18 protein-coding genes are annotated in these 21,381 nt (G+C 73.8%); 11 read left to right on the top strand and 7 right to left on the bottom strand.

Features of this window, described 5'->3' with window-relative positions; all coding sequences use genetic code 11:
• Genes CWOE_RS24895 through CWOE_RS24870 form a run of 6 tightly spaced genes read left to right on the top strand, consistent with a single transcriptional unit; the run spans position 1 to position 7,708 of the window.
• A complete protein-coding gene (locus tag CWOE_RS24895; protein ID WP_012936422.1) occupies positions 1-339 on the top strand; it encodes a hypothetical protein in 339 nt (112 codons plus the stop codon).
• Positions 339-764 (top strand): hypothetical protein, encoded by a 426-nt coding sequence (locus tag CWOE_RS24890; RefSeq protein WP_012936421.1) that lies wholly within the window; start codon positions 339-341, stop codon positions 762-764. Before CWOE_RS24895 ends, CWOE_RS24890 begins: the two co-directional genes overlap by 1 nt.
• On the top strand, positions 761-2,062 hold the full coding sequence (locus tag CWOE_RS24885; protein ID WP_012936420.1) for a baseplate J/gp47 family protein: 1,302 nt from the start codon (positions 761-763) through the stop codon (positions 2,060-2,062). Before CWOE_RS24890 ends, CWOE_RS24885 begins: the two co-directional genes overlap by 4 nt.
• The gene (locus tag CWOE_RS24880) at positions 2,059-6,108 is read left to right on the top strand and encodes a LamG-like jellyroll fold domain-containing protein (RefSeq protein WP_012936419.1); all 4,050 of its coding nucleotides are present in this window, start codon (positions 2,059-2,061) and stop codon (positions 6,106-6,108) included. Before CWOE_RS24885 ends, CWOE_RS24880 begins: the two co-directional genes overlap by 4 nt.
• Complete coding sequence (locus CWOE_RS24875) at positions 6,108-6,719, top strand: hypothetical protein (RefSeq protein ID WP_012936418.1); 612 nt, start codon at positions 6,108-6,110, stop codon at positions 6,717-6,719. Before CWOE_RS24880 ends, CWOE_RS24875 begins: the two co-directional genes overlap by 1 nt.
• Before the next feature lie 59 nt (positions 6,720-6,778).
• Entirely contained in the window at positions 6,779-7,708 is a 930-nt protein-coding gene (locus CWOE_RS24870; RefSeq protein WP_041730934.1) for a hypothetical protein, read from the top strand.
• Positions 7,709-7,715: 7 nt separating this feature from the next.
• Here the strand turns inward: CWOE_RS24870 and CWOE_RS24865 are convergent, their stop codons facing one another.
• The 3 genes from CWOE_RS24865 to CWOE_RS24855 form a co-directional block, all read right to left on the bottom strand.
• Positions 7,716-8,510 (bottom strand): DeoR/GlpR family DNA-binding transcription regulator, encoded by a 795-nt coding sequence (locus tag CWOE_RS24865; protein WP_268869666.1) that lies wholly within the window; start codon positions 8,508-8,510, stop codon positions 7,716-7,718.
• A 116-nt stretch (positions 8,511-8,626) separates the two neighbouring features.
• A complete protein-coding gene (locus CWOE_RS24860; RefSeq protein ID WP_012936415.1) occupies positions 8,627-8,830 on the bottom strand; it encodes a hypothetical protein in 204 nt (67 codons plus the stop codon).
• A complete protein-coding gene (locus tag CWOE_RS24855; protein WP_012936414.1) occupies positions 8,827-9,252 on the bottom strand; it encodes a DUF6529 family protein in 426 nt (141 codons plus the stop codon). The genes CWOE_RS24860 and CWOE_RS24855 overlap by 4 nt, the downstream gene beginning before the upstream one ends.
• A gap of 111 nt (positions 9,253-9,363) precedes the next feature.
• Between CWOE_RS24855 and CWOE_RS24850 the strand changes: the two genes are divergently transcribed.
• Together CWOE_RS24850 and CWOE_RS24845 are read left to right on the top strand one after the other, a co-directional pair.
• Positions 9,364-9,837 (top strand): NfeD family protein, encoded by a 474-nt coding sequence (locus CWOE_RS24850; RefSeq protein WP_012936413.1) that lies wholly within the window; start codon positions 9,364-9,366, stop codon positions 9,835-9,837.
• Positions 9,837-10,670 (top strand): slipin family protein, encoded by an 834-nt coding sequence (locus tag CWOE_RS24845; RefSeq protein ID WP_041733593.1) that lies wholly within the window; start codon positions 9,837-9,839, stop codon positions 10,668-10,670. Before CWOE_RS24850 ends, CWOE_RS24845 begins: the two co-directional genes overlap by 1 nt.
• Here CWOE_RS24845 and zwf read toward each other — a convergent pair.
• A complete protein-coding gene (zwf, locus tag CWOE_RS24840) occupies positions 10,578-12,023 on the bottom strand; it encodes a glucose-6-phosphate dehydrogenase (RefSeq protein ID WP_012936411.1) in 1,446 nt (481 codons plus the stop codon). The two genes, CWOE_RS24845 and zwf, sit on opposite strands and share 93 nt — an antisense overlap.
• Before the next feature lie 173 nt (positions 12,024-12,196).
• Between zwf and CWOE_RS24835 the strand changes: the two genes are divergently transcribed.
• The 3 genes from CWOE_RS24835 to CWOE_RS31395 are packed head-to-tail and all read left to right on the top strand — an operon-like array spanning position 12,197 to position 16,719.
• Positions 12,197-12,886 carry a hypothetical protein gene (locus CWOE_RS24835; protein WP_012936410.1) on the top strand — a complete coding sequence of 230 codons (690 nt, stop codon included), beginning with the start codon at positions 12,197-12,199 and terminating at the stop codon, positions 12,884-12,886.
• 10 nt (positions 12,887-12,896) lie between these two features.
• On the top strand, positions 12,897-14,312 hold the full coding sequence (locus CWOE_RS24830) for a PASTA domain-containing protein (protein WP_012936409.1): 1,416 nt from the start codon (positions 12,897-12,899) through the stop codon (positions 14,310-14,312).
• A 25-nt stretch (positions 14,313-14,337) separates the two neighbouring features.
• Positions 14,338-16,719 carry a histidine kinase gene (locus tag CWOE_RS31395; protein ID WP_012936408.1) on the top strand — a complete coding sequence of 794 codons (2,382 nt, stop codon included), beginning with the start codon at positions 14,338-14,340 and terminating at the stop codon, positions 16,717-16,719.
• A gap of 22 nt (positions 16,720-16,741) precedes the next feature.
• Here the strand turns inward: CWOE_RS31395 and CWOE_RS24820 are convergent, their stop codons facing one another.
• Genes CWOE_RS24820 through CWOE_RS24810 form a run of 3 tightly spaced genes read right to left on the bottom strand, consistent with a single transcriptional unit; the run spans position 16,742 to position 21,369 of the window.
• Positions 16,742-18,559, bottom strand: coding sequence for a CocE/NonD family hydrolase (locus tag CWOE_RS24820; protein ID WP_012936407.1), 1,818 nt, complete (start codon positions 18,557-18,559; stop codon positions 16,742-16,744).
• Positions 18,560-18,571: 12 nt separating this feature from the next.
• Positions 18,572-20,338, bottom strand: a complete 1,767-nt coding sequence (locus tag CWOE_RS24815) for an ABC transporter permease subunit (protein WP_012936406.1) — start codon at positions 20,336-20,338, stop codon at positions 18,572-18,574.
• Positions 20,311-21,369, bottom strand: coding sequence for an extracellular solute-binding protein (locus CWOE_RS24810; RefSeq protein WP_012936405.1), 1,059 nt, complete (start codon positions 21,367-21,369; stop codon positions 20,311-20,313). Before CWOE_RS24810 ends, CWOE_RS24815 begins: the two co-directional genes overlap by 28 nt.
• Positions 21,370-21,381: the final 12 nt, after the last annotated feature.

The raw sequence follows: 21,381 nt of genomic DNA, 5'->3' as shown, positions 1-21,381 counted from the left end.
GTGCCACTCGTCTGCAACGGGAGCGCGGTCATCAGATGCTCGCACAGCGGGACCGTGACGGTGATACCGGGTCAGCAGAGACTGAAGGCCGGTGGGCAGGCTGTGCTCGTCGAGAGCGACCTGATGAGAGCGGCGATCGCCGGCTGCACGAACACCGACGCGAGAGCCGGCCAGGTGCCGTGTCTGAGAATCGTCTCCGTCACCGCCGGTCTCGCGAGAAGACTGAAGGCCGGTGGCGAGGCGGTCGTGCTTGAGGACGCGAGCGGCAGAACCAGCTCGACGCCGCCGGGCAGCTTCTCGATCTCGAACGCCGGCCAGACGAGATTGAGAGCGAGCTGATGACGCCCGAGGAACAGCGCGCGGCGTTCGGCTCCTCGCTCGTGCTGGAGGACGGCGACCTCGTCTTCGAGCCGGTCGGCGGCGAGTGGGGGCTGCGCGAGCTCGCGGGCCTCGACAACCTGATCCAGGCGCTCGAGCTGCGCGTGCTGACGCCGTACGGGTCGGACGTCTTCAACGTCCTCTACGGACTCGACTATGCGCAGATCTTCGGCTCGCCGGACGGGATCGCGCGCACGCGCGACCTCGTCAAGCTGAACCTCGTGCGGACGCTCGCGACCGACTCGCGGATCGGCGAGATCCGCGACGTCGTCTTCGTCGACGACGAGGAGTCGCGCCTGCGGCGGCGCTGGTACGTGCAGGTGCTGCTGGAGACCAACAGCGCGGACGAGATCGCGCTTCCGCTCGTGATCGGAGGCTTGACGTGACGCAATACGGGGTCTCGCCCGACGGCTTCGACATCAAGGGACTCGACGCGATCCTGGCGGAGAGCTTCGAGCGCGCGCGGGCGGTCTTCGACTCGCCCGACCTGACCGCGACGAGCCCGCTGCGCAAGGTGCTCGAGGTCGCGGCGGCGGAGGACGCCGAGCTGTGGAAGCGGATGGAGTCGCTGTACTACGCGAACTTCGCCTCGACCGCGACGGGCGCGAGCCTCGACCGGCTCGGCGAGGACCTCGGCGTCGAGCGCGACTTCGAGTTCGCGACCGGAGAGGTCAGATTCAGACTCGGCAGAGGCGCGCCCGGACGCCGCTACCGCGTCCCGGAGGGGACGGTCGTGACGACGGCCGGCGGCACGGTCGCGTTCCACACGCTCGCGCCGCTGGAGCTGACGGCCGACGCGACCGACGGCGTGACGGAGGTGCGCGCGTTCGAACGCGGCGTCGCCGGCAACGTCGTGGCGAGAGCGATCGTGCAGGTCGATCCCGAATACGCCGCCGAGGAGCTGTCGCTCGGCCCGGCGACGCTCGCGGTCGAGAACCAGCTCGGCATGACCGGCGGCGACCTGCTCCAGTCCGACGCCGACTACCGGCCGCGGCTGCTCGGCCGGCCCCGCAACCTGTGGACGCTGGAGAGCGTGCGGCGCGAGGTGCTCGAGGTCCCGGGCGCGATCGACGCGCTCGTCGCCGACGCGCTCGGCGGCGTCGACGTCTCGCAGAGCTACTTCGACCTGTTCGACTTCGGCCAGCGGCAGTTCAGCGCCGACCGCCGCCTCGGCGAGCCGTACTTCTTCGACGTCGTCGTCGCGCACGAGTTCGCGCGGCCGTGGCGCGACCTCGGCGCCGTCAGAGGGGTCTACGAGCGCGTGCAGGCGGCGGTCGACGGCGTGCGCCCGCCGGGCATCTACGCGAACGTGATCCAGGCCGACCACATCGAGGTCGGCGTGCGGGCGCGCGTCAGCGTCGACCCCGGGCAGGACGTGCAGGCGCTGCTCGCCGCGATCAAGCAGCGGCTCGCGCACGACGTCGCCGCCTTGCGGCTCGGCGGCGCGTTCCTCTTCTCGCAGACGATGCGCGCGTTCGTCGAGCAGCCCGGCGTCGTCGACGTGCAGAACGTGCACCTGCGCCGCTGCCCGGCCGCGTACGGCCGCGTCTCGTTCGGCGGCGTGCCGTTCCAGTCGGCGATCGTCGAGATGTCGGTCGGCGAGAACGTGCAGATGGGCCGCACCGAGATCGCGATCTTCCGGCTCGACAGCGAGCTGATCCAGATCGAGGTGGTCCCCGCGTGAGCGTCGCCGCGGTCACGATGGGGCGGCGGCTGACCGAGCCGTTCGCGCGCGGTTCCGACACGCTCGAGCTGACGCTGAGCGCGATCGCGAGAGACGCCGCGAGAGCGACGGTCGATCCATACGACTTCGCCGAGCACGCCGCCCGCTTCGACCGCCCGCCGCAGCCCGCCTACGTGCTCGTCGCACAGCGCGACGTGGAGGTCGAGACGAACGTCACGCTCGCCTGGAGAGGCGGGAGAGCGGAGGTGCGCGTGCCGGCCGGCGCGCTCGCCGGCACGAGCTTCGCGATCCCGCTCGGCGCGGCCGCGAGCCCACCGCCCGGACCGTTCCTGCGGACGCTGACGATGGACCCGCCCGCGCCCGGCGGCGACCCGGCCGCGTGCTGGTCGATCACCGCCCTGCTCGGCAACCTCGCGAAGCTGCTGTGGGTCGCCGGCTGGGAGCGCGACCGCGTCCGCCGCGAGCTGGACCGGGTCACCGAGCAGCGCAGCCGCGCCTCAGCGCTCGGCCGCGCGCTCGACCTGCTCGGCGCGGACCTCGGCGTGCCGCGCTTCGTCCCGCTCGCCTACACCTACGACGACGACACGCTCGCGCTGCTGCACCTCGACGACCCGGTCAGACCCGGGCCCGGCCAGCCCGACGCGGAGGATCGCGCCGGCCGCTACCGCGGCGTCGCGCTCGCCCACCACGGCGTCAACACCGGCGGCGCGGCGCAGCCGGCCGTGCCGGGGCGCTTCGGCGGCGGCTTCGCGTTCCGCGCGCCCGCCGCCGAGCTGCTGATCGCCGACCACGCCGACCTCGCGCTCGACGCGGCCAGATCGACGACGGTCGAGTGCTTCTTCAAGCCCGATCCCGGCGCCGACGGCCACCTCCTCTCCAAGCAGGCGAGACCGGGCGCCGCGAACGACCCCGGCTGGGCGCTGACGCTCGGCGAGTTCGGCCGCGGGCTGGCACGCAACGTGCGCTGGCAGTGCAGCGACGGCAGAGCGGCGGTCGCGGTCTTCGCCGACGTCTCGCTCGACACCGAGCGCTTCCACCATCTCGCCGGCGTCGTCGACCGCGCGGCGGGCGAGCTGCGGCTGCACGTCGACGGCGCGCTGCGGGCGACCGCGCCGCTCGGCAGAACCGGTGCGCTGACCAGCGCGGCCGGCCTGCGCCTCGGCCGCCATGGCGGCACCGGCGCCGCCGGGGTGCTCGACGAGCTGCGCGTCAGCGCCGCGGCGCGCACGAGCTTCGCGCCCGCGCTGGGCGAGAGCGACGGCAGCTACCGGCGGCGGCTCGGCGTCTTCGAGCGCTGGACGCTGCCGAGCCCGGCCGCGATCGAGGCGGCGCTCAACGAGGCGGTCGGCGAGATCGCCGGCGACCCCGCGGCGCTCGTGGTCGACGACACGCCCGCGACGCTCGTGACCGGCGCGGCGCCGGTGCGGATCGTGCCGGCGTCGATCCCGCCGGGCGGCCACGTCGACGCGCTCGGCCGCCGCCGCACCCGCGAGCAGGACGCGATCGGCACGGTCAACGACGACGAGCGGCGGCTCGGCTCGGCCTGGCTGACGACGTTCGCCGACGCGCGCGCCGACGTCGCCGCGGCGCCCGCGCGCGTGCTGGCGGCGGGCGAGGAGCCGCCCGATCCGAGCCGCATGCACGGTCGCGCCGCCCGCTCGCTGACGGCGCTGCTCGACCGCCTCGCAAGCGCGAGAGAGCCCGGCAGAGTGGTCGTCCGCTCCGCCTTCGACCCGGACCCGCCCGACCTGCACGCGCCCGACCCGAGCCGGCTCGACCCGGGCACCCCGGAGGGGAGAGCCGCCGCCGCCAGAGCAGCGGCGGCGCGCGCCGCCGATCCACGCACCGTCGGCCGCGCGCTGCTGCTGGAGCACGACGGGCTCGGGCTCGCCAGACTCGCCGCCCACGCGCACGCCGCCGGCTTCGACTACGTCCGCCACCGCGGCGACCTGCGCGGCGTGCTCGCGTCGGTGCGCGCGGAGGAGCGGCTGACGATCGCCGCCGCGCCTGCGCCAGCCGCGGGCAGCGGCGTCGACGCCGTCGTCGGCGGCACGCTCGACCTCACGTTCGCGCCGGCTCCGCCCGCCGCCGACGTGCGCGTCGAATGGGTCACGATCCCCTGCGGCCGCGGCCGCGCGACGTTCGAGACGGCGGCGACCGGCGCGAGCGTGAGACTGCGGGCGACCGCGCCCGGCGTGCTGACCGTACGCGTCGAGGCGATCTGGCACGGCGCGACCGCATCAGGCACGCGCACGCTGCGGATCGGCCCGGCCGACCTCGCCGACGGCGCCTCGATCGCCGCCGACGGCGAGCAGGGCGTCGCCGCGGCGATAGCCGACGGCACCGACCCGCCGCCGTTCCTGCACGCGGTCCACCTGCTGCACGTCGAGGAGAAGCCGGCCGCGTTCGACGCGGGCGACAACCCGCACCGCATGCAGCGCGGCACCGCCGCGCGGCTGAAGCGCCTGCTGGAGCTGCTGGAGCAGAGCAGAGCGAGAGGCACGCTGCGCGTCCACGAGGCGTGGGACCCCGCCGGCAGAGACCTGCGCGCACGCGGCCGGCGGCTGCTCGTCAGCCACTCGGCGCTCGCGGCAGGCGCGCTCGCGGCGCGCGCCCACGCCGCCGGCTTCGCGTACGTGGCGCGCAGCGGCGCGAGAGTCGAGCTGCGCCACGGCGAGGAGGAGCTGCTCGACGTGACCGCACCGCCGGAGCTGGCGGAGGAGCAGGCCGGCGACGTCGCGATCGCGCAGGGCGCCGACGCGCGCTCGGTCGCGGTGACCGGGGACGCGGTCTTCAGCGTCAACGCCGGCACCGACAGCGTCAGCGAGCTGGACCCCAAGACCGGCGCGGTGCGGCGCGCGATCAAGGTCGGCCACCGGCCCGTCGCGGTCGCCGTCGACCCGTCCGCGAGACGGCTGTACACCGCCGACGAGAGCAGCGCGACCGTCTCGGTCGTCGACCTCGCGAGCGGCGCGCTGCTGGCGCCGATCGCGACCGGGCAGGCGCCGGCCGACCTGCTCCACCATCCGAGACTCGCGCGCCTCTACGTCGCGTGCAGAGGCGACGCGACCGTGCGCGCGATCGACACCGGCAGAGCGACGCAGGTCGGCCAGGTCGCGGTCGGCGCCGGCAGGCCGCGGCTGGCGCTCGCGCGCGACGGGCGGCTGTGGGTCGCCAGCGACGGCGAGGCGGCGGCCCGTCTGCTCGCCGCTGACCCGCTCGCGCCGGCCGGCCAGCTCGCGCTGCCCAGCAGACCTGCCGACCTCGTGGTCGCGGCCGGCACCGACGTCGGCTGGGTCGCGCTGCCGGCGGTGACGAGCGTCTCGGTGCTCAGAACGGACGTGCCGAGCGTCACCGCGACGGTCGCGCTCGCCGAGCGCCCGACCGCGCTCGCGGTCGCCGACGGCGACGCCGGGCTCTACGCGCTCGGCCGCAGAGAGAGCGGCGCCGCGCTCGGCTTCGCGCTCGACCTCGCGGCCGTCGAGCAGACGCGCTTCCCGCTGCCGCGTGGCAGCGTGCGGCTCGTCGCGGCAGGCGCCGGCAGACGGCTGTACGCCCCTGTCACCGGGGTCGGCGTCGCGACCTTCGAGCGCGGCGCGAGAGCGAGCGTCGCGCTGATCGCGACGTGGCAGCTGGGGACGGGCCTCGGCGAGGAGCTGCGCTGGATCGCGCGGCCGTTCGGCGAGGCGAGAGGCCGCTTCGCCGGCCTCTCGCGGCCGGACACGCGGCTGACCGGCGAACGCGCCGGCCCGCTGCTGGCGCGCGCGGTCGCCTCGCTCGGCGACCACGGCCCGCCGTACACGTTCGAGGTGCTGCTGAAGCCCGCGCTCGACAGACCGAGAACGCTGATCCGCAAGGACCAGTACGACCTGCTGATGAACGTCCTCAACCTGTTGCACCCGATCGGGGTGGAGGTGCGCACGCGGCGGATCCGCGAGCACGTGCTGGAGGTCCGCGAGGGCCTGCTGGAGGCGTTCCCCGACTACACATACCCGAACTTCCGCGTCTCCGGGCCCGCGCCCGTGGCGCCCGGACAGGAGGCATGATGGCGATCGGCTTCACGCGCGCCTTCCAGCACGAGGACTGGGTCGACAACGTCGACCGCGTGCAGGCGGCGGGCGACAACGGCTTCAACCAGCGGTTCCACGGGATCGAGTCCGACCTCGACACGATCGGCGGCGTGGTCGACCAGATCTCCAGAACGCTCGACTCGCTGTCGGCGACGCCGGCACCGCTCGAGCTGCGCGAATCGATAACGCCGATCGTCACCCAGGTCGGCGCGATCGGCTGGGACCAGCAGCCGGGCTTCGCGCAGAAGCTGACCGGCCAGACGTCGGCGACCGGTCTGATCGGCGTGCAGCTGCCGCACGGGGCGAGAATCCTCAGATTCCGCGCGATAGGCCGCAACAGCGGCGCGGGCGCGCTGCGCCTGGAGCTGGTGCGGCTCTCGATCACGAACCCGGCGGCGTCGCCGGAGCTGATCGCGAGAGTGATCGGGGCGGCCGATCCCTACGAGCAGATACCGCTCGCGGCGGCGGCCTTCCAGAGAGTCGACAACGACAGATTCAAGTACTACATCAACGCGTTGCTCAACGGCGCGGGCGCCAACGACACGGTCACGATCGTCGGTCTGCAGGTCGTCTACGCGACCAGCTGAGAGACGCGAAAGGGGACAGCGAGATGGCATGCAATGGGGATCCCATCAGCGGGGACCTGATGATCAGAACGATCAACGGCGACACCGGTTCCCGGGAGATAAAGCCGTGCGGTAACTTCTGGTCGAGTCCGGACCTCTACCTCGTCGGCGACCGCGTCAGCAGAACGGAGGTGAGAGTCGGCGGGACGGTGCAGGTCGCCGCGCTGGTGACGAACCTGCGCAAAGCGCCGATCGACTCGATCGAGGTCGAGGCGTGGGTCTGTGACTACACGGCGGGCAACCTGCCGAACGCGATACAGAGCCCGCCGGACCGCGTCACCGGCTTCCGCCTCAACGCGATCGAGGCCGGCGAGACGAGAGAGATCGTCTGCGACCAGCTGTGGACGCCGACGGCCAGACAGCTCGCGATCAACGGCGGCCACCTCTGCATAGTCGCCAACGTCTGGTCCTCCGGCGTCGACGGCAGACAGCTGATCGGCGCCGTGATACAGCCGTGCTGCGACTGCCATCACGCCTGGCGCAACATCCAGATCTTCGCCGCCGGAACGGGCATGAGAATCAAGAAGCTGATGAGACTGTGGGGCGCGGCGGGCAGCGAGAAGCCGCAGGACATCTTCGTCGAGGTGTTCGCCAACAACGACGCGGCCGCCTTCGGGGCTGGCGAGAAGGATCTGCTCGAGCACTCGATATGGGCTCGTCACGTCAAGTTCGCCGGGCGCGCGAAGGGCAACACGAAGGCGATCACTGTCAGCGGCCGCGGCTTCGAGGGAGAGCATCGCGTCGAGCTGACGCTCGACCCGCGCAAGCCGCAGGAGATCGAGATCGACCTCGAGCTGCCGAAGGGCAAGCCCGGCAGCGTGCAGGTCTATGACGTCGTCTCGCGCGACCGCAAGACCGACGAGGTGATAGGCGGCGCGCGGATGCTCGCGCTGACGCTGCCGGACGACTTCAAGCTGCCGAAGCAGGCGCCGAAGCGCAGACGCAGATGAGGACGGGCTAGAGGGGCTCCGGGCCCGGACCGGCCGGGCCCGGGTCTGCCGGGTCCGCTTCGTCGACGCTGCGCACCGCGACGCCGGTCGCGCGCAGCGCGTCGAGGTCGGGCTCGGCAAGCCCCTCGGCGAGAACGGAGGTCAGCTCGCGCACGTGGGCGATCGCGTTCTGCCCGCGGACGCTCAGCTTCGAGCCGTCGACGAGCAGGACCGTCTCCTGCGACTGGGCGATCATCGCGCGCTTCAACTCCGCTTCCAGCTCGTCGGCGTCGGTCATCACGCCGCCCGGCGTGAGCCCCTTGACGCTCATGAACATGCGGTCGGCGAAGTGCCCGCGGACCGTCTCGACGGCGTACGGTCCGACGAACGAGCCGGTCAGCCGCCGCAGCGTGCCGCCGACGGCGACGAGGTGGATCGGCGGGCTCTCGACGCCTGCGACGAGGTCCATGATCGGCAGGCTGTTCGTGATGATCGTGACGGCGAGGCCGCGGTCGACGATCCGCTGCGCGAGGAAGTAGGCGGTCGAGGAGGAGTCGAGCACGATCGTCTCCTCCGGCACGACCATCTCGACGGCGGCGTCCGCGAGCCTGCCCTTCGCGCCCGCGGCGAGGTTGACGCGCTTGGCGAACGAGTCCTCCTTCGCCGACATCGACGGCAGCACCGCGCCGCCGTGCGTGCGGCGCGCGACGCCCTGCTTCTCCAGCGCCATCAGGTCGCGGCGCGCCGTCATCGGCGAGACGCCGAAGCGCGTCTCGACCTCGGTCACGCTCACCGCGCCGGCGCTGCGCAGCAGCTCGGCGATCGCGAAGCGGCGCGCTTCGGCGAGCAGTGGACGACCGGGTGGCCCTTCAGCAGCGATGGTGCACCTTCCTCCACTACGGCGAACACGATCGAACGGATCCGACCGCTCGCACGCTATCAATCGCCGTCGTCGCTGCGCTTCAACCGGTCCTCGCGCTCCTTGCGCAGCTCCTCGCGGAAGTCGAGCCGCTGGTCGAGGCGTTCTTCGCGTGCGTCCTGCTCGGCGACGCTTGTGGGGCCGAGGCGGGCGGTGACGACGACGATCGCGATCGCGACGATCGCGGCGGCGACGAGCAGGGAGCCGAGCACCTGCCGGGTCATCGGTCCCCCAGGAACTGGCCGGCGGAGGTCGCCCACGTCAGGGCGAGCAGGGCGAAGACGGCGAAGCCGAGCGGCGGCAGCGCGCGGCTGGAGCCGCGCGAGCGGCGCACGACGACGACCTTCACCGCGAGCACGGCGATCAGCCCGCTGCCGGCGGCGACGTGCGTGCCGGCGTCGTCCTCGAAGCCGAACAGCGTCACGCACATCAGCGCGACGACGACGAGCAGGACGGCGATCGCGTCGCCAACGGCGCGGTGGGAGAACGACGCGGCACGGCCGGACAGGAACGCCGGACGCAGCTTCCCGTAGCCGACCGCGATCAGCAGCAGCTGGTAGCAGCCGAGCGCCAGCGCGACCGACGCGAGCACGACCTTGACCTCGGTCGGGTTGCCGCGCGTGACGGTCTCGATCAGGTCCTCCACGTCCCGACGCTACCCGATCGGAACGACCCGATAGCGCCGTCGCGCCGCCCTCGCGCGTGCGCGCGAGAAACGGCCCGTGAGGACTACCATCGAACGTGGAGGTCTCACAGCATGCTGGCTCTCGGCATCGCCCTCGTCGTATGCGGCGCCGCCCTCCTGGCGGCGGAGGCGCACGTTCCCACCGGCGCGCTCGGTCTGCTCGGCGGAACCGCGCTCGCCGTCGGCGCTGCGCTCGCGATCTCCGCGGCGGGTGGCGGGCTCGTGCTGGTGCTCGTCGGCGTCGGCGCGGCCGCGGTCGCGGCGACGGCGTGGGCGGGATTGATCGCGCACGCCGCGCTGCACGTCCAGGGCCGCCGCCCCGTCTCCGGCCGCGAGGCGCTCAGCGGGCGCACCGGCGTCGTCCGCAGCTGGAGCGCCGCGGGCGGCGGCCAGGTGCTGCTCGACGGCGCGCTGTGGCAGGCGCGGCCGAGCGCGCTGGAGGACGGCGGCGAGCAGCTCGTCGCCGGCGACGAGGTCGTCGTCGAGCGCGTGCGGGGGCTGACGCTGACCGTCCGCAGGGCGGAGGAGTGGGAGGTGACGTCGTGATCACGATCGTCTTGGTGGTGCTGGTCGTCCTGCTGGTCTGTGCCGTCGCGCTCGCGTCGGCGTCGGTGCGGGTGCTGCGCGAGTACGAGCGCGGCGTCGTCTTCCGGCTCGGGCGCGTGATGGACCAGCGGGGGCCGGGGCTCGTGCTGCTGATCCCCGCGATCGACCGGCTCGTGCGCGCGACGCTGCGGACGGTGACGCTGCGGATCCCCGCGCAGGAGGTGATCACGCGCGACAACGTGCCGGTCCGCGTCACCGCCGTCACGTACTACCGCGTGATCGACCCGATCCGCTCCGTCGTCGAGGTCGAGGACGTCCTCTCCGCGACGATGCAGATCGCACAGACGACGCTGCGCTCGGTGCTCGGCAAGGCCGAGCTGGACACGCTGCTGGCCGAGCGCGAACGGCTCAACGAGAGCCTCCAGCAGATCATCGACGAGCAGACCGAGCCGTGGGGCGTGAAGGTCACGATCGTCGAGATCAAGGACGTCGAGATCCCCGAGCGGATGCAGCACGCGCTCGCGCGTCAGGCGGAGGCGGAGCGCAACCGGCGCGCGAAGGTGATCAACGCCGAGGGCGAGTTCCAGGCCGCCGCGAAGCTCGCCGAGGCGGCCGCCGTGATCGAGCCGAACCCGGTCACGCTCCAGCTGCGCACGCTCCAGGCGCTGACGGAGATGAGCGCCAACCAGGGCTCGACGATCGTCTTCCCGTTGGAGCTGATGAGGGCGCTGCCGGGACTGTCAACGAACGGCGTTCGAGCGCCACTTGCGCTCGAACGGCAGACGCCAGCGGTGGGGAGCGATCAGCTCGTCCTGAGAGGGTGGGCCCCATGAGCCGGGCGGGTAGGGCTCCAGCGGCGGCGGGTCGGCGAGCAGGGGTGCCGACACCTCCCAGAGCCGCTCGATGCCGTCGGCGGTCGTGAAGAGCGTGTGGTCGCCCATCATCGCGTCGTGGATCAGGCGCTCGTACGCCTCCAGCACGTCGTGGCCGAGCCCCGTCTCCTCCAGCGAGAACTGCATGCTCGCCTTCTCCAGCCGCATCCCCGGGCCGGGCCGCTTGCCGTAGAACGAGAGCGACAGGCGTGACGCCTCGTCGAGGTCGAACGTCATGTGGTCGGGGCCGAACGAGCCGACGCCGGAGCCGGCCGGGAACATCCCGTGCGGCGGCTCGTGGTAGGCGATCGAGATGATCCGCCCGCTGTCCGCCATCCGCTTGCCCGTGCGCAGGTAGAACGGCACGCCCGACCAGCGCCAATTGTCGATCTCCGCTCTCAGCGCGACGTACGTCTCGGTCTCGGAGTCGGCCGCGACGCCGGGCTCGTCGCGATAGCCGTCGTACTGGCCGCGCACGACGCACGCCGGGTCCAGCGGCTTGAGCGAGCGGAAGACCTTGTTCTTCTCCTCCGTGATAGCGCGCGGCTCCAGCGCCGTCGGCGGCTCCATCGCGACGAACGCCAGCACCTGGAAGAGGTGCGTCACGACCATGTCGCGGTAGGCGCCGGTGCCTTCGTAGAACGACCCGCGCATGCCGATCGACAGCGTCTCGGGCACCTCGATCAGCACGTGGTCGATGTGCTGGCGGTTCCAGATCGGCTCGAACAGGCCGTTGGCGAAGCGCAGCGCGAGTATGTTCTGCGCCGCCTCCTTGCCGAGGAAGTGGTCGATGCGGAAGATCTGCTGCTCGGCGAAGACCCCGTGCAGCGCGCCGTTGAGCTCCTGCGCGCTCGCCAGATCGGTCCCGAACGGCTTCTCCATCACGATCCGCGCGCCCTCGGAGAGGCCGGTGTCGCCGAGCTCTCTGACGACCGCGCGGGCGGCGCTCGGCGGCACGCTGAGGTAGTGCAGGAGGCGCCCGCCGCCCAGCTCCGAGCGCGCGGCGTGCACGCGGTCGGCCAGCGCGCCCGGCCCGGCGGTGCCAGGCACGAAGCTCAGCCGCCGCGAGAACTCCGCCCACGAGCTGGCGTCGTCGACGCCGCTGCCGCTGCGCGGGAACTGCTCGACCGCCTCGCGAGCGAGGGCGCGGAAGCTCGCGTCGTCGAACGGGTCCAGCGACGTGCCGACGATGCGGAAGTCCGGCGGCATCAACCCGGCGCGGTAGAGCCGCAGCAGGCCCGGCAGCAGCTTGCGTCTCGCCAGGTCCCCGGTCGCGCCGAACAGGACGATGACGTGGGGATCGGGGAGCGCCATGGCCGTGAAGTGTGCACGCTGCGCCGGTCGTCTGTCATGTCGATCGCGTGAACTCTCCCCCGAACGGCGGGACCAGTCGCTCCGCACGTCATGGTCGGCTGCGACCTCCGGGCGAGGCGGTCGCCTCCACCCGCACCTAGCGTCGGCGCATCCCGAACCCTGGAGGCTCCCCGATGTCCCGTCCGTTCCCGTCGCCGCGCCTGACCGGCGTCTGCCTGATCGCTGCCGCGGTGCTGCTGCAGATCGGCTACCTCGTCACGCCGTGGGAGTCGGAGGGCACGACCGCGAGCTACCACGCCGCGCTCGCCGGTCATCCGACGCAGGCGCAGATCGCCGCGACCTTCCTGCACTTCGGCTGGGTCGCGTGGGCGCCCGCCGCGTTCGGGATCGTCGCGCTGCTGGCGCCGCGCGGCGGCTGGCTGCTGAAGATCGGCGGCACGCTCGCGATCGTCGGCACCGTCTCGCTCCCGGGCCTGCTCGTCGTCGACTTCTACGACCTCGCGCTCGCGCAGGAGCTGCCGAGCGCGCAGGCCGTCGAGGTCTCCGACAAGGCGAGCGGCTACGGCCTGCAGGCGCTGTTCCAGGTGCCGGCGGTGGCCGGCGCGATCCTCGGCACGCTGCTGCTGCTGTTCGCGCTGTGGCGCGCGAGCTGGGCGCCGGCGTGGGTGCCGTTCGCCGCCGTCGCCGGCTACGTCGTCGTCTTCGCACTGCCCGTCGGGCTGCTGCCGTTCGCGATCGGCGGCTCGCTGACGATGGTCGCCTGCTGCTGCGCGGGCGTGCGGCTCGTGCGTGGCGACGGCCCTGACGTTCGGGAGACGGCGAAGCCACTTCCGACCGATGTGCCGGCGCCTGCGGCGGCTTAGCGTCATCTGCATGAGACGAACTTCTGTATTTCGAGCTGTTCTGCTCGCGCTGCTGCTGGCGCTCGCCGTCAGCGGCACCGCCTCGGCCGGGCAGCTCACCAACGAGGGCGGCTGGTGGGTCTTCCGCGCCGCGCCCGGTGAGAGAAACGACTTCCGCGCCTCGGTCGCGCAGCTGGGGAGAGCGGGCTACCTGCAGTTCAACGACACGGGCGTCACGCTCGGCGCGCTCGGTCCCGGCTGCTACCGCGAGGACTTCGAGAGAGACGACCTCGGGACGCAGCGCTGCCCGATCGCCGGCACCGTGGGCATCCGCGCCGAGCTGGGCGACGGCGACGACTGGGGCATCGTCGGCGACGACCTGCCGGGCATCCCGGTCGTCTTCGACGGCGGCCCCGGCAACGACAGACTCAACGGCCCGCTGCGCGGCGTCGGCGTCACCTTCTCCGGCGGCGACGGCACCGACGAGCTCGACGGCGGCGACCTCGGCGACGTGCTCGACGGCGGCCCCGGCAACGACAGAGTCGAGGGCGACGGCGGCAACGACGTCGTCCGCGGCGGCGACGGCGACGACCTCGTCGAGGGCGACAGCCTCTCGGTCGGCTCCGACACGATCGACGGCGGTCCCGGCTATGACCGCTCCGAGGCCGACTGGATCCAGCAGGGCGCCAGCGCCGGCCTCGCGATCTCGATCGACGGCGTCGCCAACGACGGCCATCCCGGCGAGAACGACAACGTCGTCGACCTCGAGGAGGTCACGCTCACGCAGCCGGCCGGCTTCGTCGCCGGCGGCGCGGGCGTGAGAGTCAGAATCTACAACCACGGCCAGGGCTCCTCGAACGTCGCGGGCGGCCCCGGCGCCGACAACATCCGCACGCACGACTACAACGACACGATCGACGGCAAGGGCGGCGACGACACGATCGAGGGCGGCTACGGCGACGACACGATCACCGGCGGCCCCGGCAAGGACTCGATCAACGCCGAGGCCGGCACCGGCTCGTGCAACTTCCTCGTCTGCCGCGTCGGCGGCGGCAACGACACGATCCAGGTCCGCGACGGCGAGGTCGACAGCGTCGTCTGCGGCGTCGGCACCGACACCGTCGTGGCCGATGCGAACGACACGATCGCGGCCGACTGCGAGAACGTCGACCGCGGCACCCCGCCGACGAGAAGACCGACTCCGACGAGAAGACCGACGCCGAGAAGAGCTCCCGCCAAGGCCTGCGTCGTCCCGAAGGTGAAGGCGGGCTCGAAGCTGCCGGCCGTCAAGAAGGCGCTTGCCAAGCGCGGCTGCGGTGCGAAGACGAAGAAGGTCAGATCCGCGAAGGTCCGCAAGGGGCGCGTCGTGAAGCTCTCGCACAAGGCGGGCAAGCGGCTCGCGCACAAGAAGGCAGTGACCGTGTTCGTCTCGCGCGGTCGCCGCTGAACCGAGCGCGGGACCTGATCCGGCGATGCACGAGTGCTCGCCGGGCCGGCGGCTCGACCTCCTGCTCGCCGGCGCGCTGCTCGTGCTGGGGCAGCTGGAGGTCGCGCTGCGCGGGACCGGCGGAAGCCAGGCCGCGGCCCACGTCCTGTGGGCCGCGGCAGCCGTCGCGGTGCTGTGGCGCCGCGCCCACCCGCTGCTGTTCTTCGGCGGGGCGATGGTCGTCCACGCGCTCGCGTCGATCGTCGACCTCGCGCCGCACCTCGCCGCGATCTACGCGCTCTACACGCCGCTCGCGCTGTTCGGGCTCGGCGCCTACGTGCGCGACCCGCGCCGCGCCGCCGCGGCCGCGGTGCTCGGCCTCGCCGGCGTCATGGGCGTGCGGCTCGGGCTCGACCTGACCGGCGCGCTGCCCGACCGCAGCGCCGACGAGTGGCTGCGCGAGGCCGGGATCTTCGCGCCAGCCGCGGCCGGCGGGGTGATCCTGCGCGACCGCACCGAGGCGCTGCGCTCCGCCCGCGAGCGGGTGCGCGCCGCCGCGAGCGGCGCGGCCGCCGTCGACCTCGCGCTGACGATCGAGCGGACGCGGATCGCGCGCGAGCTGCACGCGGTCGTCTCCGGCTGCGTGCGCGCCGTGCTCGACGAGATCGCGGTCGCGCGCTCGACGCTCGCGGCGGCGAACGGCACGGCGCGGGCCGCACTCGGCCGCGCGCGGCGGGCAAGCCAGCAGGCGATGAGCGAGATGCGGCGGATGCTCGTGCTGCTGCGCAGCGAGGCGCCACCGCCGCTGCGCGACGCGGCCGGCGTGCCGGCGTCGCTGCGCGAGCTGGCGCTACGCGAGTCGCATGGCGACCCGATCGCGGTCCGGCGTGCGCACGCGGGCGTGCCCGCGCCCGAGGAGCCGATGCCGCCGGGCGCGATGCGGGTGCTGGTCGCGCTGGCGGAGCTGCCCGGCTGCGCCCGGATCGGGATCGAGCGCGGCGCGGGCGTCGTGCGCGCGAGCGCGCGGATCGTCGGCCCGCTCGACGCGGCGCGCGTCGAGGCACTGGCCGAGCGCGCGCGGCTCGCCGGCGGCAGGCTGCGGCGCGGACGGCTGTGCCGCCGCCGGCTGTCGATCGTGCTGCCGACCGACCCGCACGAGCCGCCCGCGCCGCGGTACCGCCACGCGTGGGTGCGCGTCGTGCCGCTGCTGAGAGCGCAGGGGATCCCGCTGCTGCTGCTGGCGGTCGAGCTGGGCGAGGCGCTGCTCGCGGCCGGCCGCCCGGCTGAGTTCTACGGCACCGCGACGGTGCCCGAGCGCGTCGCGGGGGCGGTCGCGATCTCGCTCGCGTTCCTGCCGCGGCGCCGCTGGCCGGTCGCGACGGTGCTCGCCGTCGTCGCGATCGCGGGCGTCCGCAGCGTCGGCTTCGACGAGGCGTTCGGGCTCAACCCGCCGCTGTTCCTGGCGGCGTTCGTCGCCGGCGCCTACGCGCGGCCGCTGTGGCTCGCCGCGCTCGCGGGCGTCGCGACCGCGGGCGGCGGCGTCGTGATCGTCGGGCTGCTGTTCAGCTGGGACTGGCAGCTGTACACCCCGAGCGTCTACCTCTTCTTCGTGACGATGGTGGCGGCGGCGTGGATCACCGGCGTCGGCGGCCGGCGGCGGCTCGCCGAGGCGGCGGAGCTGCGCGCGCTGGCGGCGGAGGAGGAGCGGCTGCAGGCGGCGGCGATCGCGCGGACCGTCAACGCGGAGCGGCTGCGCGTCGCGCGCGAGCTGCACGACCTCGTCGGCCACGGGCTGACGTCGATCACGCTCCAGTGCGCCGTCGCCGACCAGCTGCTCGACGTGCGCCCGGCCGACGCGGCGGTCGCGCTGACGGCGGTTGCCGAGGTCGGCGAGGAGGTCGTGCGCGAGCTGCACCAGCTGCTCGCCGCGCTCGACGGCAGCCGCAACGGCCGCGAGCGGCGGGAGGCGGCGACGCCGCCGCTGGCGCGGCTGACGGAGCTGGCGCGGCGGGCGCAGGCGCAGGGGCTCGCGGTCCGGCTCGAACTGGCGGGCGACCTCGACGCGCTCCCGGCCGGGCACGCGGGCGCGGCCTACCGGATCGTCCAGGAGGCGCTGACGAACGCGCGCAAGCACGGCGGCGCGGTGGCGGTCGGCGCGCGTGTCGCGCACGAGCCCGGACGGCTCGCGATCGAGGTGCGCAACCCGCTCGTGGCGGCCGTGCCGGCGGGCGCGGACTCGCTGCCGCCCGTCGGCGCGCCTGCGGGGCTGCGGCATGCCGCGAGCGCTGACCCGCTCACGCCCGTCGGCTCCGGGCTCGGCCTCACCGGAATGCGCGAGCGCGTGCGGCTCTACGACGGCCGGCTGACGGCGGGGCTCGACGCGGACGGCGACTGGGTCGTCCGCGCCGAGCTGCCCGTCCCGGCCTGACCGGCGTGCGCCGGCCGGGTGCCTACGGGGCGACGGGCACGTCCACGTATGACGGCTTCGCACGGTCGCGGCGGACTGTGTACGTCACGTTCCCGTCAGCCGGCAGCTGTGCGAACAGGCCCGCGTCGGCGCCGGCGATCGCGATCCGCAGCCGGTGGCCGGCGGCGATCCGCGCCGACGTCGGCAGCAGGTCGAGCACGACCGGCTCGACGCGGCCGGGGGCCATCGGCCGCGCGTCGCCGCGCGCGAACGTGCGCGGCGTGCGCAGCAGGCGGTGCGGCGCGTCGCGGCGGGCGACGGCGCGGCTGGCGAGCCGCAGCTGACCCTCGGTCAGGTAGGTCACGCGCCCGTTCGGCGCGACGTCCTCGAGGTAGGCGATCAGTGTCCCGTCGGGGCGGCTGGAGGCGAGCTGGAGCGTGACTCTGGCGAGCCCCGCGACGTGGGTCGCGCGCGCCAGCGGCGGGCTCGTGTACGTCAACAGCCGGCGGTCCTCCTTGCGGCGGTCGGGATAGACGACGTCGGCGCCGCCGAGCTGCGTCTTCCAGCGCCCGCCGCCGCTGCTCGCGCGCGGGTCGGGCCGGTGGCGGTCGGCGGCGCGCCGCTCGGACGGCCGCTCGCGCGCCAGCGCGCTGCCGGCGCGCAGGTACCAGCGGGCGGTTCGGGTGCCGCGCAGCGGCCAGCTCGCCGTCGTCCGCCACGCTCTCTCGCCGAGTGTCGCGTAGCGAAGCGCGCGGCCGGGGCGCGGGCGTTCGCCGCGCTGGACGTAGCGGTCGAAGAACGCCTTCACGCGGCCCATCAGCTCGGCGCGCTCGAAGCTGCCGCGCTCGTTCGCCGGCCGGAACGGGTCGGTCGTGAACGAGGCGCCGTGGCTCCACGCGCCGATGTACGCCTCCTGCGGCACGTCGAGCGAGAGCAGCCGCGCGAGCGAGCCGTTGGCGGTGCCGGCGTCGAGCCAGCTGGCTGCCGTCAGCATCGGCACGCCGCCGCGTTCTGTCGCGCGGCGGTGGGCGTAGCCCGAGCCGTCGCTCCAGCGGAAGCCGCTGCCGCGATCGTCCTTGAAGCCCATCCGCGCGACCGCTCTGGGCAGGTCGAGGCTGCGCTGGTGGTCGCGGATCGCCGCCGCGCGCAGCGCCGGCCCGTCGGGCCCGTCGACCGGCTTGACCGTCCCGAGGCCCGCGGCCGCCTCCTCGCACGACTGTCCGGTGAGCCTGCCGAAGTCGCAGGCGGCGCCGTCGATCTCGTCGAGCGCACGCGTCAGCGACAGCCACGTGTCGAGCATCATGCTGTTGCGGACGCCGCCCGGCATCGCGAGGTCCTCGTAGACGTCGTAGTCGGGGAACAGCGGGGCGACGGCGCGCAGGTGCTCGTTGCCGAGCGAGGCCATCAGCTCGGCGGTGTTGCCGGAGTAGGAGGTGCCGACCGCGCCGGCGCGGCCGTTGGACCACGGCTGCTCCGCGATCCAGTCGAGCAGTTCGTCGTAGTCGCGCACCTCCGCGCGCGACCACTCGCCGCTGCGCGAGCCGAACGACGCGCCGGTGCCGCGTGCGTCGACGTCGACGAGCGCGTAGCCGGCGGCGGTCCAGAAGCGGGCCGAGCCGGAGACGCCGGCGCCCTCGTCGGCGCGGTGGTAGCGGGTCGCCTCGACGACGGCGCCGATCCGCTTCCCGGCCGGCAGCCCGGCCGGCAGCGTGACGTCGACGGCGATCCTGACGCCGTCGCGCATCGTCACGTACTGGGCGCTCGTGACGGGGTCGGGGTCCGCGGCGGACGCCGCGGTGGCGGGCACGGCGACTGCGGCCGCGCACGCGAGCAGCGTGGCGGCGATCCTCGGGATGCGCATCGGCGCTCTCCTTCAGTCGGTTGGCGGTGATCTGCCGCCGGCACGACGGCCGGCGGCGAGCGACAGCGCGAGCGCGGCCGCGGTGAGGGCGACGAGCAGCGTCGAGACGGCCGTGACCATCGGCGTGATCTCGACTGCCAGCTCGTTGAACATCCGCTTCGGCAGCGTCTCGTGCGTGCCCGCGACGAAGTACGTCACGACCAGCTCGTCGAAGCTGACGAGGAAGGCGAACAGCCACGCCGACAGCAGGCTCGGCAGCAGCGGCGGCAGCACGACACGCCGCAGCGCCGTCAGCCGCGACGCGCCGAGCGACCAGGCGGCCCGCTCCAGCCGCTCGTCGACCGTCCGGAATGCCGGCGCCAGCACGATCACGACGAACGGCGCGACGAGCACGACGTGCGCGGCCAGCAGCCCGCCCCAGCTGCCGAGCAGACCGGTCTTCGCGCCCGCGACGTAGAGCGCGACGGCGGTGATGATCGTCGGCGTCGCGACCGGCGCGACGAAGTGCGCGAGCAGCAGACCGCCGCCGTGCCCGCGGCGGCGCGCGAGCCCGTAGGCGGCGGCCGCGCCGAGCACGAGCGCGATCGCGCTGGCGGCGAGTGCGAGCAGGGCGGAGGAGCGCGCGGCGTCGAGCCAGGTCGCGTCGGAGAAGAGCGCGTCGTACCAGCGCAGCGAGAAGCCGGGCGGCGGGAACTCCAGCGTCGCGGCGCTTGAGAACGACATCGGCACGACGACGAGCACCGGCGCTACGAGCAGCGCGAACGTGACGCAGCCGATCGTGCCGAGCGCGACGCGGCCGCCGCGCGTGACGGGCGCGACCGGCGCGCGGTGCAGCGCCGTCTCGCTCGCCGTCGCGCCGCCGCCCATCGCGCCGACCAGCGCGCCGCGGCCGGCGAGCCGCGCGACGAGCGCGAAGGCGAGCGCGGTCGCGGCCAGCAGCAGCACCGACAGCGCCGCCGCCAGACCCCAGTCGCCGACGTCGTTGACGAGCGCGTCGAGCAGCGTCGCCAGCAGCGGCACCTTGCCGCCGCCGAGCACCGCGGGCGTGACGAAGAAGCCGAGCGTCAGCACGAACACGAGCACCGCACCGGCCAGTGCCGCGGGGAAGGTCAGCGGCAGCAGCACGCGCCGCAGCACGGTCGCGGGGCCGGCGCCGAGCGACGCGGCGGCGCCGAGCAGGCGCGTGTCGACGCGCGCGATCCCGGCGTACAGCGGCAGCACCAGGAACGGCAGCAGGATCGAGACGGTGCCGAGCGTGACGCCGGCGCTGTCATAGAGGAACTGCACGGGGCTGCCGACGATCCCCAGCTCGATCAGCCCGCGGTTGACGGCGCCGTTGTTGCCGAGCAGCACGAGCCATGCGTACGCGCGCACGAGGATCGAGACCCAGAACGGCAGCACCAGCAGCGCGATCGCGATCCGTCGGCGGGCCGGCGCCATTCGCGCGAGCCAGAGCGCGAGCGGGTAGCCGAGCAGCAGGCAGATCGCGGTCGTGATCGCCGCGACGCGCAGCGTCGAGCCGAGGATCCGCGTGTACGCCTCGGTCTCGACGACCTCGCGGTAGTTGGCGGTCGTCGCGGACGGGTCGAAGACGCTCTGCCCGAGCAGCAGCGCGAGCGGGACGTCGAAGGCGACGAGCGTCAGCAGCGTCAGCGGCGCGAGGAACGCCGCCCCCCGCCCGATCCGCGGGCGGGGGAGGGCGCGACCTGCGCGGCGCGTGCGGCCGCCGCGGCCGCCGCCGCCGCGCTCGCTCAGCGGCTGAGCTTCCACGCTTCCCATCGCTTGAGGACGTCCTCGTAGTTGGCCGCCCACCACTCCGGGTCCTGGAGGAACTGGACGTCGCGGTTGCCCTCGCCGGTCGGCAGCAGCTTCGCGCGCTCCGGCGCGACGAGTCTCGCCATCCCCTCGGCGGGTCCGGAGTACGGGATCAGCCTCGCCAGCTCGGCCTGGTTGGCCGGCAGCGAGTACTCGTGCAGCAGCGCGTTCGCCTGCTCGACGTGCGGCGCGCCTCTCGGCACGACGAGGCAGCCGAGGTCGAGCAGCCCGCCGTCGTAGGTGTGCTCGATCCCGTCCTGGGCGGCGATCCGGCCCGACCATGCGAGCGCGTAGTCGACCTCGCCGTCGCGCAGCAGCTGCGCCGGCTGCGCGCCGGAGGACCACCAGACGTCGACGTCGTCCTTGATCCTGTCGAGCGCGGCGAAGGCGCGGTCGACGTCGAGCGGGAAGACCCTGTCGAGCGGGACGCCGTCGGCGACGGCCGCGAGCGGCAGCGCGAATGTCGGGTAGTCGGGCAGCGAGCGCTTGCCCGGGTAGCCGTCGACGTCGAAGAACTGCTGCACGGAGGGGAGCGCTCTGGCGCCCGCTCTCCACGCCGGGATCGTCGAGTAGTACTGGTAGCAGAGCGCGTTCTCGTGTCTGGCGGCCGGGTCCATCGGCGCCGCTCTGACGGCCGCGTAGTCGATCGGCTCGGTCAGCCCGAGCGCGCCGGCCGCGACCGCCTGGATCGAGTCCAGCTCGACGATCGAGTCGGTCACCTTGCCGGTTCTGACCTGCGCCTGCAGCTTGCCCATCTCCGACGGGCTCGCGCGCACGACGCTGTTGCCGGTCGCCTGCTCGAACGGCGCGATGTACGCCTTCTGCATCGCCTCGCCGGACGCGCCGCCGGCCTCCAGCACGCGCAGCTCGACGCCGCCGGACTGCTTCGCGCCGGCCGTCGTCGTGCCGCCGTCGTCATCGCTGCTGCCGCAGCCGGCGAGCGCCGTCGCGAGCAGCGTCGTCGCGGCCATCGCCGCGCACCACCGTCTCCTCATCTGCCTCTCCTC

Origin of the sequence: Conexibacter woesei DSM 14684, assembly GCF_000025265.1 — a bacterium.
Classification (GTDB): Bacteria; Actinomycetota; Thermoleophilia; order Solirubrobacterales; family Solirubrobacteraceae; genus Conexibacter; species Conexibacter woesei.
The sequence above is the reverse complement of the archived record's forward strand: the minus strand, read 5'-3'. Positions and strand labels throughout refer to the sequence as shown.